15 protein-coding genes are annotated in these 14,214 nt (G+C 73.3%); 9 read left to right on the top strand and 6 right to left on the bottom strand.

Features of this window, described 5'->3' with window-relative positions; genetic code table 11:
- The first annotated feature begins 4 nt into the window (after positions 1-4).
- Positions 5-661: an aminodeoxychorismate/anthranilate synthase component II gene (locus tag BUE29_RS08345; RefSeq protein ID WP_073388502.1), complete on the top strand. Its 657-nt coding sequence runs from the start codon at positions 5-7 to the stop codon at positions 659-661.
- A gap of 13 nt (positions 662-674) precedes the next feature.
- Here BUE29_RS08345 and BUE29_RS08350 read toward each other — a convergent pair whose 3' ends face one another.
- A complete protein-coding gene (locus BUE29_RS08350; protein ID WP_084180844.1) occupies positions 675-1,247 on the bottom strand; it encodes an HhH-GPD-type base excision DNA repair protein in 573 nt (190 codons plus the stop codon).
- Positions 1,248-1,309: 62 nt separating this feature from the next.
- The gene (locus BUE29_RS08355; protein ID WP_073388507.1) at positions 1,310-2,371 is read right to left on the bottom strand and encodes a PfkB family carbohydrate kinase; all 1,062 of its coding nucleotides are present in this window, start codon (positions 2,369-2,371) and stop codon (positions 1,310-1,312) included.
- Positions 2,372-2,448: 77 nt separating this feature from the next.
- Between BUE29_RS08355 and BUE29_RS08360 the strand changes: the two genes are divergently transcribed.
- Genes BUE29_RS08360 through BUE29_RS08370 form a run of 3 tightly spaced genes read left to right on the top strand, consistent with a single transcriptional unit; the run spans position 2,449 to position 5,294 of the window.
- Positions 2,449-3,924: a cryptochrome/photolyase family protein gene (locus tag BUE29_RS08360; protein WP_073388510.1), complete on the top strand. Its 1,476-nt coding sequence runs from the start codon at positions 2,449-2,451 to the stop codon at positions 3,922-3,924.
- On the top strand, positions 3,921-4,355 hold the full coding sequence (locus BUE29_RS08365; protein WP_073388512.1) for a (deoxy)nucleoside triphosphate pyrophosphohydrolase: 435 nt from the start codon (positions 3,921-3,923) through the stop codon (positions 4,353-4,355). The genes BUE29_RS08360 and BUE29_RS08365 overlap by 4 nt, the downstream gene beginning before the upstream one ends.
- A gap of 42 nt (positions 4,356-4,397) precedes the next feature.
- Positions 4,398-5,294 (top strand): alpha/beta hydrolase, encoded by an 897-nt coding sequence (locus tag BUE29_RS08370; protein ID WP_073388515.1) that lies wholly within the window; start codon positions 4,398-4,400, stop codon positions 5,292-5,294.
- A gap of 28 nt (positions 5,295-5,322) precedes the next feature.
- Here BUE29_RS08370 and hutH read toward each other — a convergent pair whose 3' ends face one another.
- Complete coding sequence (gene hutH, locus BUE29_RS08375) at positions 5,323-6,864, bottom strand: histidine ammonia-lyase (protein ID WP_073388517.1); 1,542 nt, start codon at positions 6,862-6,864, stop codon at positions 5,323-5,325.
- A gap of 130 nt (positions 6,865-6,994) precedes the next feature.
- Here hutH and BUE29_RS08380 point away from each other — a divergent pair, with 130 nt between their 5' ends.
- Complete coding sequence (locus tag BUE29_RS08380; RefSeq protein ID WP_073388519.1) at positions 6,995-7,981, top strand: NAD(P)H-quinone oxidoreductase; 987 nt, start codon at positions 6,995-6,997, stop codon at positions 7,979-7,981.
- Between the two features lie 21 nt (positions 7,982-8,002).
- Here the strand turns inward: BUE29_RS08380 and BUE29_RS08385 are convergent, their stop codons facing one another.
- On the bottom strand, positions 8,003-9,217 hold the full coding sequence (locus BUE29_RS08385) for an aminotransferase class V-fold PLP-dependent enzyme (RefSeq protein WP_159440849.1): 1,215 nt from the start codon (positions 9,215-9,217) through the stop codon (positions 8,003-8,005).
- Positions 9,218-9,398: 181 nt separating this feature from the next.
- Between BUE29_RS08385 and BUE29_RS21370 the strand changes: the two genes are divergently transcribed.
- The gene (locus BUE29_RS21370; protein ID WP_073389575.1) at positions 9,399-9,914 is read left to right on the top strand and encodes a bacterial proteasome activator family protein; all 516 of its coding nucleotides are present in this window, start codon (positions 9,399-9,401) and stop codon (positions 9,912-9,914) included.
- 24 nt (positions 9,915-9,938) lie between these two features.
- Positions 9,939-11,357 carry an acetate--CoA ligase gene (locus BUE29_RS08395; RefSeq protein ID WP_073389576.1) on the top strand — a complete coding sequence of 473 codons (1,419 nt, stop codon included), beginning with the start codon at positions 9,939-9,941 and terminating at the stop codon, positions 11,355-11,357.
- Between the two features lie 74 nt (positions 11,358-11,431).
- Here BUE29_RS08395 and BUE29_RS08400 read toward each other — a convergent pair whose 3' ends face one another.
- Complete coding sequence (locus BUE29_RS08400) at positions 11,432-12,253, bottom strand: HAD family hydrolase (RefSeq protein WP_073388522.1); 822 nt, start codon at positions 12,251-12,253, stop codon at positions 11,432-11,434.
- Positions 12,250-13,503, bottom strand: coding sequence for a serine--tRNA ligase (gene serS, locus BUE29_RS08405; protein WP_073388524.1), 1,254 nt, complete (start codon positions 13,501-13,503; stop codon positions 12,250-12,252). Before serS ends, BUE29_RS08400 begins: the two co-directional genes overlap by 4 nt.
- A 114-nt stretch (positions 13,504-13,617) precedes the next feature.
- On the opposite strand from serS, the gene BUE29_RS08410 reads away from it, so the two are divergent.
- Both BUE29_RS08410 and BUE29_RS08415 read left to right on the top strand, forming a co-directional pair.
- A complete protein-coding gene (locus tag BUE29_RS08410) occupies positions 13,618-13,917 on the top strand; it encodes a WXG100 family type VII secretion target (RefSeq protein WP_073388527.1) in 300 nt (99 codons plus the stop codon).
- Complete coding sequence (locus BUE29_RS08415; protein WP_073388530.1) at positions 13,914-14,204, top strand: WXG100 family type VII secretion target; 291 nt, start codon at positions 13,914-13,916, stop codon at positions 14,202-14,204. The genes BUE29_RS08410 and BUE29_RS08415 overlap by 4 nt, the downstream gene beginning before the upstream one ends.
- Positions 14,205-14,214 lie beyond the last annotated feature (10 nt).

A 14,214-nucleotide genomic window follows, 5' to 3' on the forward strand; every position in this document is an offset into this window, starting at 1 on the left:
CACCGTGACCCGCATCCTCGTCGTCGACAACTACGACAGCTTCGTCTACAACCTCGTCCAGTACCTCGGCCAGCTCGGGGTCGAGGTCGTCGTGCGGCGCAACGACTCGGTGCACCCGCGCGAGCTCGGGACGCTCGGCGTCGACGGCGTGCTGGTGTCGCCGGGCCCGGGCACGCCCGAGGACGCCGGCACGTCGATGGCCTTCGTCAGCGCCTGTGCGGAGCGAGGGATGCCGCTCCTGGGCGTCTGCCTCGGGCACCAGGCCATCGGGGCCGTCTTCGGCGCACCCGTCGTCCGCTCCCCCGAGCTGCTGCACGGCAAGACCAGCGACGTCGTCCACGACGGGACCGGGGTCCTCGCCGGTCTGCCGTCGCCGTTCACGGCGACCCGCTACCACTCGCTGACGGTGGCCGAGGACGCGTTGCCGGCCGAGATCGTGGTCACCGGCCGCACGCCCAGCGGGGTGGTGATGGCCCTGCGCCACGCCACGCTGCCGATCGAGGGCGTGCAGTTCCACCCCGAGTCGGTGCTGACGCAGGGCGGGCACCGCATGCTCGCCAACTGGCTGCGGGTGTGCGGCCGCGACGTCGACGACGCTCTCGTGCAGCGGCTCGGCGACGAGGTCGAGACGATGCGGACCGCGGCCTTCGCCGCGGTGTGAGTAGCGGGCCGTCTCAGGCCTGCGCCGCGGCCTTCGCCTTGGCCTTCTGCTCCTGCTTCCACGCGCGGACGGCCTTGCGCGAGCCGTCGTCCACGACGTCGGCGATCGAGCGCAGCGAGCCCTCGTCGCCGTAGTGCCCGGCGGCCTCGCGCCAGCCCGGCGGCCGGACGCCGACCTGCTTGCCGAGCAGGGCGGCGAAGATCCTGGCCTTCTGCTCGCCGAAACCGGGCAGGGTGCCGATGCGGGCGACGAGCTCGTCACCGCTCGCGACGCCCTCCCACACCGCCTCGGCGCGGCCGTCGTAGCGCTCGACGAGCAGCTGCGCCAGCGCCTGCACCCGCTTGGCCATCGCCGCCGGGAAGCGGTGCAGCGCCGGCGGGGTACGGAACAGCGTCTCGAACGCCTCGGGGTCGTACCCGGCGATCACGCGGGCGTCGAGCGTCCCACCGATCCGTTCGCGCAGCACCTCGGGCGAGGTGAACGCCTTCTCCATCGGGATCTGCTGGTCGAGCAGCATGCCGACGAGCAGCGCGAGCGGATCCTTCTCGAGCAGCGCGTTCGCGGCGTCGGTCGTGGCGAGGTGCATGGGCACATCCCACCACGCGGGCGGGCGCATCGGAACGCCTCGGCCGTTGCTGCCCCGACGGTTCAGGCGTCGGAGAAGCGCGCGATCGTGGCGCTCGCCCGCCGCACCGACGCGTGCTCGTCGGGCACGACGTCGTCGAGGAACGCGTAGCGCGACACCGCGTCGGCGGCCGTCGTCGAGCCGGCCGCGGCGCGGCCCCGGATCCCGGCGAGCCAGTCCACGATGTCGCCCCAGCCGGGCGCGGCGAGCGAACCGCCGACGTTCTGGACCGACAGTGCCGCGCACAGGTTGGCGAACGCCAGCCGGCGCTCGAGCGGCCAGCCGTACTTCGTCCCGAGCACGAACGCCGCGCCGAACACGTCGCCGGCGCCGGTGGGGTCGTGGGCGTTCACCGGGAACGTCGGCACCCACGCCTCCTCGCCGGTCGTCGCGTCCATCGCGATCGCCCCCTCGCCGCCACACGTCACCACGGCCACCGGCACCCGGTCGGCCAGGGCGTGCACGGCGTCGTGCGGGTCGTCGGTGCGGGTGTAGGCCATGGCCTCGACGCTGTTGGGCAGGAACGCGTAGTAGTGCTCGAGCTGGTCGAGGATCTTCGGCGACCACTCCTCGACCGGGTCCCAGCCGACGTCGGCGAACAGCCGCATGCCGCCGGCGGCGGCCTCGACCACCCAGGGCTGCGGCTCGGCCTCGAGGTGGACGAAGCCGAACGCCGCAGCGGGGCGTCCGCCCAGCATGGTGGTGGGCGGCAGCGGCGACGGGTGGGCGTGCGTGACCATCGCGCGGTCGCGGTCGAGGACCATCGACACCGTCACCGGCGAGTGCCAGCCGGGGAAGCGCATCGAGTGCGAGAGGTCGACGCCCTCCTGCTCGGCGAGCGTCGTCCAGCAGAAGTCGGCGTAGAGGTCGTCGCCGAAGGCGGCCGACAGCGTGGTCCGCAGGCCGAGCCGGCTCGCGGCGATGGCGAGGTTGGCGATGCCGCCCGGGCACGAGCCCATGCCGGACGCGAGCACCTCGGCACCACGGGAGGGTGGCGACTCGAGCCCGGTGAGCACGACGTCGAGGAAGACCGTGCCCTGCAGCAGCAGGTCGTAGGGCTCGGGGGCGAGCGGTGACTCGGGCATCGACCGGTTCCTCGGCGGCTCGGGGCCTGGGTGACGACCCCAGCGTATGCGTCCGCGATTGCGGGTAGGTCCACGCCGTGACGGAACGACGCTGGCTGTTCGGCGACCAGCTCGGCCCCCACTTCCTCGACCACCCCGACGACGCGGTGCTGCTGATCGAGTCGCGGGCGGTCTTCCGCCGGCGTCGGTTCCATCGCCAGAAGGCACACCTCGTGCTCTCCGCCATGCGTCACCGGGCGGCGGAGCTCGGCGAGCGGTGCCGTTACGTCCGGGCCGACACCTACGGCGAGGTCGTCCGGCGCACCCGCGACCGGCTCACCGTGTGCCGGCCGACCAGCCATGCGGCGCTCGACCTCGTCCGCTCGCTCGACGTCGAGGTGACGCCCGCCCGGGGGTTCGCGACGTCTTCGGCGGAGTTCGCCGCCTGGGTCGAGGGCCGCGGCAAGCGCAGGCTGCTGCTCGAGGACTTCTACCGGGACGCGCGTCGCCGCCTCGACGTGCTGATGGACGGCAGCGAGCCCGCCGGCGGCACGTGGAACTTCGACCACGAGAACCGCGAACCGCCGCCGCGGCAACCGACCCTCGGCGTGGACGAACCGTGGTGGCCGACCGAGGACGAGATCGACGACGAGGTGCGTCACGACCTCGACCGGTGGGAGCGTGACGGCGACGTCTCGTTCATCGGCAAGGACGGTCCTCGCCGGTTCGCGGCGTCGCGGGACGAGGCGCTGCATGCAGTGCGCGATTTCGCGCAGAACCGGCTGCCGACGTTCGGAGCGTACGAGGACGCGATCCTGCGCGCCGATCCGTGGATGTCGCACTCGCTGCTGTCGGCACCGCTGAACTTCGGCCTGCTCGACCCGGTCGAGGTGGTGCACCGTGTCGAGGAGGCCTACCGCGCGGGTGACGTCCCGATCGCGTCGGCCGAGGGGTTCGTCCGCCAGCTGATCGGGTGGCGGGACTACGTCTGGCACCTGTACTGGCAGCAGCCGCGCTCGTACCGCCGACGCAACGAGCTCGGGGCGCGTGGCACGCTGCCCGCGTGGTTCGCCGACCTGGACCACGAACACGTCGACGCCGCCTGCCTGTCCGACACATTGCGCAATATCGAGCGAAACGGCTGGGTGCACCACATCCCGAGGTTGATGGTGTTGGGCAACTACGCGATGCAGCGTGGCTGGCGACCCTCGCAGGTCACCGACTGGTTCCATCGCGCCTTCGTCGACGGGTACGACTGGGTGATGGTTCCCAACGTGGTCGGCATGTCGCAGTACGCGGACGGTGGCGTCATGGCCACCAAGCCCTATGCCGGCGGGGGCGCCTACATCGACCGGATGAGCGACTACTGCGGCGGCTGCCGGTACGACCCGAAGGTGCGCGTGGGCGACGACGCGTGCCCCTTCACCGCCGGGTACTGGGCGTTCCTCGACCGCAACCGCGATGCGCTGCAGGGCAACCAGCGGATCGCGCAGCCGCTACGGGGCCTCGACCGGCTGAAGGATCTCGACGAACTGCGGGTCCAGGAACGCGAGCGCGGCTCGCGCGCACCGTGATCGAGGTCGTCGCCGCCGCGCTGATCCGCGACGCGCGCGTGCTGGCGGCGCGACGCGCTCCCCCGCACCGCCTGGCCGGCGGCTGGGAGTTCCCCGGCGGCAAGGTCGAGCCCGGCGAGAGCGACGGCGCGGCCCTGGTGCGCGAGTGCCGTGAGGAGCTCGACGTCACGGTCGAGGTCGACCGGCGGCTCGGCACGGCCCGGGGCGACGCGACGGTGGCGCCGATCCGGCTGTCGCTCTACGCCGCGCGTCTCGTCACCGGGGAACCCCGGCCGCACGAGGACCACGACGCGCTGCGGTGGCTGACTGCGGCCGAGCTGGCGTCGGTCGAGTGGCTGCCGATCGACCGATCCCTGCTCCCGCTCGTCGCCGCCGCACTGCGCGTCCCGCCGTCGCCCTTGCCAGACGCGAACCGTGCGGGCAGGTTGTAACGAATCCGTCACGACGGGGCGCACGACCGGGGGGCCGCTCACATGGAGACCATCAGCTTCGACAGCCACGGCACGCGGTGCGAGGCCTGGTACCTACGCGCGTTGAACGACGATCTGACGACCACGCGCGGCCGGCCCGTGGTCGTGATGGGGCACGGCTTCGGGGCGACCCGGGACTCCGGCCTGCTGCCGTTCGCCGAGCGGTTCGCGGCGGCCGGCGCCGACGTCCTCGTCTTCGACTACCGGGGGTTCGGGACGTCCGAGGGCGAGCCGCGGCAGGACGTCGACCACCGACGGCACCGCGAGGACTACCACGCCGCGATCGCCTACGCCCGGGCGCGGAAGGGCGTCGACGCGGCCCGCGTCGCGATCTGGGGGTCGTCCTACTCGGGTGGCCACGTGGTCGCGGTCGCGGCGGCCGACCAGCGCGTCGCCGCCGTGATCAGCCAGGGCGCCGCGATGGACGGCCTCGCCGCGCTCATCGGCAACCAGACCGGCGAGGGACCGGGCAAGGCCGCGGCGACGACCCGGGCGGCGCTCCGCGACGTGGCGGGCCGCGTGCGCGGCCGGCCGCCGGTCATGCTGCCCATCGTGGGCGCACCCGGGTCGGGCGCGGTCATCTCGACCCCCACCGCCGAACAGGGATACCTGACGATCGCCGGCCCGACGTTCCGCAACGAGCTGTGCGCCCGCGGCGTCCTGCGGGTGCCCCGGAACCGTCCGGTGCGTCACGCCGCCAAGGTGACGTGTCCGATGCTCGTCATCGCCGCCGAGCAGGACGACGTCGCGCCGGTCAAACCGGTGCACGAGGTCGCCGCCCGCGCGCCGCGGGCGGAGCTGCTCTCGTTCCCCTGCGGGCACTTCGACCTCTACGTGGGCGAGGTGTTCGAGAAGTCCGTCGTCGAGCAGGTGGAGTTCCTGCGCCGTGTGCTTGCCTGAGCTCGTCGCGTGGTGGCAGCTGCGCCGCTCAGCCGACGGCCGCGCCCAGCGCCGTCTCGGCGGCGGTGACGGCCCGGCCGGATCGGACGAGCTCGACGGCGGCCTCGATCTCGGGGGCGAGGAAGCGGTCGTGGCCGGGAGCCGGGACCGTCTCGCGTAGCGCCGCCACCACGGCGCCGGTTCCCGGCCCGGGGGTGAGCGGCGCCCGCAGGTCGAGGGCCCGGGCGGCGGTGAGCAGCTCGATGGCCAGCACCCGCGTCAGCGCGTCGACCGAACGGCGCAGCTTGCGGGCCGCCGACCACCCCATCGAGACGTGGTCCTCCTGCATCGCGCTCGACGGGATCGAGTCCACGCTCGCCGGCACCGCGAGCCGCTTGAGCTCCGACACCAGCGCCGCCTGCGTGTACTGCGCGATCATGTGGCCGGAGTCCACACCCGGGTCGGCGGCGAGGAACGGCGGCAGGCCTCGCGAGCGCGCCACGTCGAGCATCCGGTCGGTGCGGCGCTCGCTCATCGACGCGACGTCCGCCGCCGGGATCGCGAGGAAGTCGAGGACGTAGCCGACCGGCGCGCCGTGGAAGTTGCCGTTGGACTCGACCCGGCCGTCGGCCGTGACCACCGGGTTGTCGACGGCGGCCGCCAGCTCGTACCCGGCGACCAGGCGCGCGTGGGCGAGCGTGTCGCGGGCGGCGCCGGCCACCTGTGGGGCACAGCGCATCGAGTACGCGTCCTGCACGTACACGCAGTCCGGCCCGGCGTGCGACGCGACGATGCGGGAGTCGGCCAGCAGGGCGCGCATGTTCGCCGCGGCGACGGCCTGGCCCGGCTGCGGGCGCAGCGACTGCAGGTCCGCGGCGAAGACCCGGGCCGTGCCGAGCAGCGCCTCCACGCTCATCGCGGCGGTGAGGTCGGCGGTGCGCAACAGCAGGTCGAGGTCGTGGCAGGCCAGGAGGAGCTGGCCCAGCATGCCGTCGGTGCCGTTGACGAGGGCGAGGCCCTCCTTCTCGGCCAGCACGACCGGTTCGATGCCGGCCGCGGCCAGGGCGTCCGCGGCGGGGTGGGCGGTGCCCTCGGCGTCGCGGACGATCCCCTCGCCGAGCAGGGCGAGCGCCACGTGCGACAGCGGGGCGAGGTCGCCGGAGCAGCCCAGCGAGCCGTACTCGTGGACGACGGGTGTGATGCCCGCGTCCAGCAGCGCGGCGAGCGTGGCTGCGGTGCCGGGACGCACGCCGGTGCGGCCCGTGGCCAGCGTCGAGAGCCGCAGCAGCATCAGCGCGCGGACGACCTCGCGCTCGACCTCGGGTCCGCTGCCCGCGGCGTGCGAGCGGATGAGCGAGCGCTGCAGCAGGGCCCGCTGCTCGGTGGGGATGTGTTTGGTGGCGAGCGCACCGAAACCGGTCGAGATGCCGTAGTGCGGTTCGACGTCGTCGGCGAGCGCCTCGACCACGCGGCGCGAGGCGGCGATCGCGGCGACCGCGTCCGGCGTCAGCTCCACGCCTGCGCCGTCGCGCGCGACCGCGACGACGTCCGCTTCGGTCAGGGGGCCCGTCCCGACGGCGACTCGCTGCATCCGACCAGCGTCCCGTGTCCACAGGTACCCCGCCAGGCACGACGTCGGCAGTCTCGGATCCGAGACTGCCGGGGAGGGCGGGCGCGGGCGTCCGGGAGGTGGCCGCACCGCCCTCACTAGGGTCGAGGACATGCGTGCCGTAGTGATCACCGAGTTCGGCGGGCCGGACGTGCTCGCCGTGCAGGACGTCCCGGACCCGACCCCGAAGGCCGACGAGGTGATCATCGACGTCGCGGCGACGGCGATCAACCGCGCCGACCTGCTGCAGCGGCAGGGGCACTATCCGCCGCCGCCGGGGGCGTCCGACATCCTCGGCATGGAGTGCTCCGGGACGATCGCGGCCGTGGGCGAGACGGTCGCGGGGTGGAGCGTCGGCGACGAGGTGTGCGCCCTGCTCTCCGGCGGCGGTTACGCCGAGAAGGTGGCCGTGCCGGTCGGGCAGCTGCTCCCGGTCCCGGCGGGCGTCTCGCTGGTCGACGCCGCCGCGCTGCCGGAGGTCACCTGCACCGTCTGGTCGATGGTCTTCGGCAACGAGGCGGGCCGGCTGCAGCCCGGCGAGCGCATCCTGGTCCACGGCGGGTCGAGCGGCATCGGCACGGCGGCGATCCAGATCGCGCACGGCCGCGGTGCCGAGGTCCTCACCACCGCGGGCACGCAGCGCAAGCTCGACTTCTGCCGGGAGCTCGGCGCCGACGTCGTCGTCAACTACCGCGACGAGGACTTCGTGGAGGTGATCGACCGGCACACCGACGGCCGCGGCGTCGACGTCGTCCTGGACAACATGGGCGCCTCCTACCTGCCCCGCAACGTGGCGGCGCTCGCGACGGGTGGCCGGCTCGTCGTCCTGGGGATGCAGGGCGGCGTCCGGGGCGAGCTCGACCTCGGGGCGCTGCTGACGAAGCGCGGCACCGTCCATGCGGCGGGGCTGCGTGCCCGTCCGGCGGCGATGAAGGCCGAGATCGTGGCCGAGACCCAGCACGCCGTCTGGCCGATGATCGAGGCCGAGCAGGTGCGCCCGATCATCGACCGCACGCTGTCGCTGGACGACGCCGGCGACGCCCACCGGCTCGTGGACTCGAGCGATCACATCGGCAAGGTGCTGCTGCGCGTGCGGTGAGCCCGGCGGCCGGGCCGCCGGTCAGCGCCGGCAGAGCTGGCGCATCGCGTCGACGAACTGCTCGACCTCGCCGGCCGTGGTGTGGGGCATGACGCCCAGGAACACCGCACCGCCGAACTCGTCGGCGCCGAAGGCGCGCAGCACCTCGCTCAGACCGGACGCGCCGGTCCAGACCGAGACGTCGTGACGCTGCAGGAAGGCGCCCACCTCGTCGGGCGAGCAGCCGGCCACGGTGTACGCGGTGACCGGGAGCGCGCGTTCCGAGGCGCCCAGCACGGTCACGCCCGGCAGCTCGCGCAGCTCGGCGTCCAGGTGTGCGAACAGGCCGCCGGCGTACCGTGCCGATGCGGTCACCGACCGGACGAGCCGGTCGCGCCTCGTCCCCTCGGGATTCTCGTCGAGATCGGCGAGATGGTCGACGGCCGCGGTGACGCCGTCGAGCAGCTCGACCGGCAGCGGGAAGTTCTCGAAGCGCTGCAGCGCCGATCGCTCGGCGGCCGGTGCGTCGTCCAGTTCGCCGAGCTCGTCCAGCAGGCCGGGTCGCGCCACGACGGCCCCGGCGGTGGGGCCGCCGAGGACGGTGGCCGACACGGCGAGCAGGTCCGCGCCGAGCGCCTCGGTGTCGATCGGGGCGTACAGCGGGGCCACGCCGGCATCGACGACGACGAGCGCGCCCTGCTCGTGCGCGAGGTCGGCGATGGCCCGGACGTCGGGCACGGTGCCGGTGGCCGGATTCGCCAGCGACACGGTGACGACCCGCGTGCGGCGTCCGACGAGCTCGTCGTACTGCCAGGCCGGGACGTCGCCGGTGTCGAGGTCGACCTCGGCCCAGCGCACCACCGTGCCGCGGTTGCGTGCGGCGCGGGTGAACGGCTGGGTCACCAGATCGGCGTCGAGCCGGTTGAGGACGATCTCGTCACCGAGCTGCCAGTCACTGGCCAGCAGCGACACGAAGCGCTGCAGCAGCGAGCCGGCGCTCTGGCCGAGGACGACATCGGCCGGGTCGGCGCGGACCAGGTCGGCCACGGCACGGCGGGCGCGCAGCACGCGGGTCGCCGACTGCTGCGACCGCGACGAGCGGGACCCGGGCTGCGCCGGCGCACTGCGCAGCGTGGCGATGACGGCGCGGATCACCGACTCGGGCTGGAGCGCGGCGAAGGACCCGTCGAGCTGCGCCGTCCTGGTGGCGAGGGTCGGGTACAGCCCGCGCACCCGTGCGACATCGACGCCGATCACGCCCGGTCTCACCCCCACGTGCACCTCACGTGCGGTCCGCGGCCGACCGCACTGTTCGTCCGTCTTCACGCGCGGGCAGACTGGACGCGTGAGTGACAACGACCAGGATCATCCCGCATCGACCCCGTCCGTCGGCTACCCCGCCGAAGAACAGGACGTCGAGTTCGGGAGGTCCAAGGCGCTGGCCACCACCGGTGACGAGCCCGACCGCGACGACGACCCCGACGACATTACGGGGCAGGTCGAGCAGCCCGCCAAGGTCATGCGGATCGGAACCATGATCAAGCAGCTGCTCGAGGAGGTCCGGCAGGCTCCGCTCGACGAGGCGGGGCGCCGCCGACTGCGCGAGATCCACGAGTCCTCGATCAAGGAACTCAGCTCGGGACTGTCGGCGGAGCTGCGCGACGAGCTCGACCGGCTCAGCCTGCCCTTCGGGGGCGATACGCCGTCGGAGGCCGAACTGCGCGTGGCGCAGGCACAGCTCGTCGGGTGGCTGGAGGGCTTGTTCCACGGCATCCAGACGGCCATCTACGCGCAGCAGGCGACGGCTCGGGCCCAGCTCGAGCAGATGGCGGGTCGGCGTCAGCTCCCCGGCGGCGCCGGCGGTCGGCAGATCGTGGTGGGCCCGGACGGGCAGCTCGTCGCGCCGTCCGCGGCCGGCGAGGAGTCGGCGCGCGGCACGGGCCAGTACCTGTAGTCCGGCCCCGCGGTGCCGAACTGGGTGCGGGACTTCGTCGCGACGCGGCCGGCCGACGCGCTCGCCCTCGTCGACGACGTGCGGGACCGCGAGCTCCGGTTCGGCGAGGTCGTCGACGACGCGGGCGTGGTGGCCGCCGGCCTCGTCGCACGCGGCGTGGGCAAGGGTGACGTCGTGCTCGTCCTGCAGGGCAACGGCGCCGACCACGTCGCGCTGACGCTGGCCTGCCTGTGGCTGGGTGCGCCTGTCCTGCCGTGCAGCGAGATGCTGCGCGCGAAGGACGTCGCGCTGCGGGTGCGACGCGCGCGGCACGCCCTGATCGTCGCCGACCCGCGCAACGCGGCCGCCCTCGAGGGTCTCGACGTGCCCGTGTGGTGGGTCGACGACACGTTCGCGCACCCGGTCGAGGCCGTCACCATCCCCGACCACGCCGAGCTCGACGACACCGACCCGTCGTTCGTGCTCTTCACCTCGGGGACGAGCGGTGAGCCGAAGCTGGTCCGCCACGGCCAGCGGTACGCGTGGGGCCAGCGGTTGCAGGCCCAGGAGTGGCTGGCAGCGCGACCCGGCGAGCTGGTCTGGTCGACCGCGGCGCCGGGATGGTCGAAGTCCGCGCGCAACTGCTTCATCGCGCCGTGGTGGTGCGGTGCGGCGGCGCTCGTGCAGGACCGCCGCTTCGACGCGGCACATCGGCTCGACACCGTCCGGCGGCACGGTGTGAACGTCCTGTGCATGGCCCCGACCGAGTACCGGTTGATCGCCGGGCACGGCCCGATCGTCGACGTTCCGTCGCTGCGGCGACTCGTGACGGCCGGGGAGGCGCTCGGCGTCCCGGCGTGGTCGACGTGGCGCGAGCAGACCGGGCTCGAGATCAGCGACGGGTACGGCCAGACCGAGACCGGTCAGGTCACCGGGACGCCGCCGGGCGAGACCGCGCCACCGGGGTCGATGGGTCGGCCGCTCCCGGGCGTCCGCGTCGAGGTCGTCGACGGCGAGCTGACCGTCGACCCGAGCACGCTGCCTGCCTTCTTCCTCGGTTACGACGGTGACGCGGCGCCCACCGGACGCTGGCACACCGGCGACACCGTGCGGCAGGACGACGACGGCTGGTTGTTCTTCGAGGCACGGGCCGACGACGTCATCATCAGCGCCGGCTACCGCATCGGGCCGGCCGAGGTGGAGTCGACGCTGCTCGGCCACGAGGCCGTCCGGGAGTGCGGTGTCGTCGGGGTGCCCGACGCCGAGCGCGGCGCGGTCGTGGCGGCTGCCGTCGTGCTGGGTGACGGTCACGTGCCCTCGGCCGCCCTCGCTGCCGAGCTGCAGGCCTTCGTGCGGGCCGAGACCGCGCCCTACAAGTACCCGCGGCGGATCTGGTTCGTCGACGCCTTGCCCAAGACCACGTCGGGCAAGCTGCTGCGGTCGGCCCTCGTCCCGCCGTCCTGAACCGACCCCACTTCCTCGGCGAGTTGGTTGATCAACAGGGTGGTTCGTCGACCAACTCGCCGAGGAAGGCAGGTTCAGTACCCAGCGAGCACCGACTCGATAAGACGGCCCACCGCATCGTCGTCGTTGCTGACCGTGACCTCGTCGGCGGCCTCCTTGACCGCGGGATGGGCGTTGCCGACGGCGTAGGAACGACCGGCCCACAACAGCATCGGGATGTCGTTGGGCATGTCGCCGATCGCGGCGATCTCGTGCGGCGCGACGCCGTGGCGTTCGGCCAGCTCGGCCAGCCCGGTCGCCTTGGTGACGCCGGGAGCAGAGAGCTCGAGCAGGCCGTAGGACGACGAGTGCGTCAGCGTCGCACGGTCACCGACGACCTCGGTGGCCGCGGTGAGGAACGCGTCCGGGTCGACCGAGCGGTCCTTCGCCAGCAGCTTCACCGCCGGCCCGTCGACGATCTCGTCGAGCGAGCCGATGCGGGGCGGTGGGATCGCCACGCCACGCCGGTCGGTGCGCGGATTGATCTGCCAGTCGTGCACGTACTCGGGTTCGGCCGCGAAGCCGTGCCCGAACTCGAGTGCGAACGCGACGCCGGGGAACTCCGCGCGCAGAGATTTCGCAAGTTCGCGCATAAGCGCCTCGTCCAGGGTGTACGACACCAGCAGCTCTTCGGTCGCCATGTCGTAGAGCACCGCACCGTTCGCCCCGACGGCGACGCCGTGGTGGCCGGTCGCATCGACCAGGTCGTCCAACCAGCGTGGCGGCCGTCCGGTCACGAAGGCCACGTGCAGACCGGCGTCGGCGGCGGCGTCGAGCGCGGCGCGGTTGCGGGCCGACACCTCTCCGTCGCTGCCCAGCAGGGTCCCGTCGATATCGGTGGCGACGAACCTGATCATCGGGGCGTCAGGACGTCGCGACCACCCAGGAACGGGCGCAGCGCCGCCGGGACGTAGACCGAACCGTCCGGTTGCTGGTGGTGGTCGAGCAGGCAGGCTATGGTGCGGGCTGCGGCGCACAGCGTTCCGTTGAGCGTCGCCACCGGCTCGTTGCCCTTCTCGCCCCGGGTGCGGATGTTGAGGCGGCGCGACTGGAAGGTCGTGCAGTTCGACGTCGACGTCAGTTCGCGGTAGGCGCCCTGCGACGGGAACCACGCCTCGATGTCGTACTTGCGGGCCGCGCTCGAACCGAGATCGCCGGCCGCGACGTCGATCACGCGGTAGGCGAACTCCAGCTTGTCCATGAACTCCCGCTCCCACGCGAGCAGCCGCTCGTGCTCCTCGCGTGCCTCGTCCGCGCGGACGTAGGAGAACATCTCGACCTTGTCGAACCAGTGCACCCGGATGATGCCCTTGGTGTCCTTGCCGTAGCTGCCGGCCTCGCGGCGGAAGCAGGAGGAGAACCCGGCGTACCGCAGCGGCAGCTCGGCGAGGATCTCGTTGCCGTGCATGCCGGCCAGCGCGACCTCGGAGGTGCCGACGAGGTACAGGTCGTCGCGCTCCAGGTGGTAGACCTCGTCGGAGTGCGCACCGAGGAAGCCGGTGCCCTGCATGATCTCCGGCTTGACCAGCGCCGGCGCGATCACCTGGGTGAGGCCGGCGTCGGTGGCCTGCTGCATCGCCAGGTTGACGAGCGCGAACTCGAGCTGGGCGCCGATGCCGGTGAGGAAGTAGAACCGGGCGCCGCTGACCTTGGCGCCGCGCTCGGTGTCGACGGCGCCGAGCCCGGCCGCGATCTCGAGATGGTCCTTGGGGTCGGTGACCGCGGGCGGCGTGCCGACCAGCTCGCGGGTCACGAAGTCGTTCTCGCCGCCGGGCGGAGCGCCGTCCTCGACCAGGTTGGCGATCGCGAACTGCGCGTTGCGCAGCGCCTCGTCCGCGTCGCCCTGCTCGGCCTCGGCCGCCTTGACCTCGTCGGCCAACCCCTTCGCGCGACTCAGCAGGGCCGGCCGGTCCTCGGGGGACGCCTTGCCGACCTGCTTGCTCAGCGTCTTCTGCTCGGCGCGCAGCGTGTCGGCCCGCGAGACGGCGGCGCGCCGGACGTCGTCGGCGACGAGCAGGGCGTCGACGAGTCCGGGGTCGGCGCCGCGGGCGCGTTGCGACGCTCGGGCGTGCTCGGGGTCGTCCCGGACGATTTTCAGGTCGATCACCAGGTCAGGCTACTGACGCCGCCGCCCGACGTTATCCACAGGCCGTGCGCGACACCGAGCGGGCCGACGTCCGGACGACCTACGCTCCCCGGCATCGCCAGGGAGGAGCCCGAGATGTCCGGATACGAGGTCGACCCCACGGAGCTGCTGGCCGCGCAGGCGCGCGTGGCGGAGGCCGTGACCGAGGGGCGCGCCGAACTGACCCGGCTCCACACCGCGGCCCGCGATCTGCTCGACGGGCAGTGGCGAGGTCATGCGGCGACGGCTTTCGCCGCCGGCTGGCACGAATGGGCCGACGGCGCGCGGCAGCTGCTCGCCGCGCTGGACGGCATCGCGCACGCGCTCGGCGTCACCGCCGCCGACTACGAGACCACCGAGTCCGGCGTGGCGACCGAGCTGCGGCACATCGCATGACGTCGTTCGCCGTCGACACCGATCTGCTGGCCGAGCTCGTCCGGCGCATGGCGGCGTGCGGCACGCGCCTCGAGGAGGTCGCGGCCGACGTCGACGCCCGGATGACCCGCGTGCACGCCGTCTGGCGCGGTGTCGCCGCCGGGGAGCAGGCCGACGCGCACCGGCGCTGGGCGGCGGGCGCCCGGCAGACCCACGAGGCATTGGCCGCCCTGCGGGCCGTCGCCACCACCGCGGACGAGAACTACCGCGCCGCCGCCCACGCCAACGTGCGGATGTGGGCGCAGTGAGCACGCCACG

It is taken from the genome of Jatrophihabitans endophyticus (assembly GCF_900129455.1).
In the GTDB taxonomy this organism is placed as follows: Bacteria; Actinomycetota; Actinomycetes; order Mycobacteriales; family Jatrophihabitantaceae; genus Jatrophihabitans; species Jatrophihabitans endophyticus.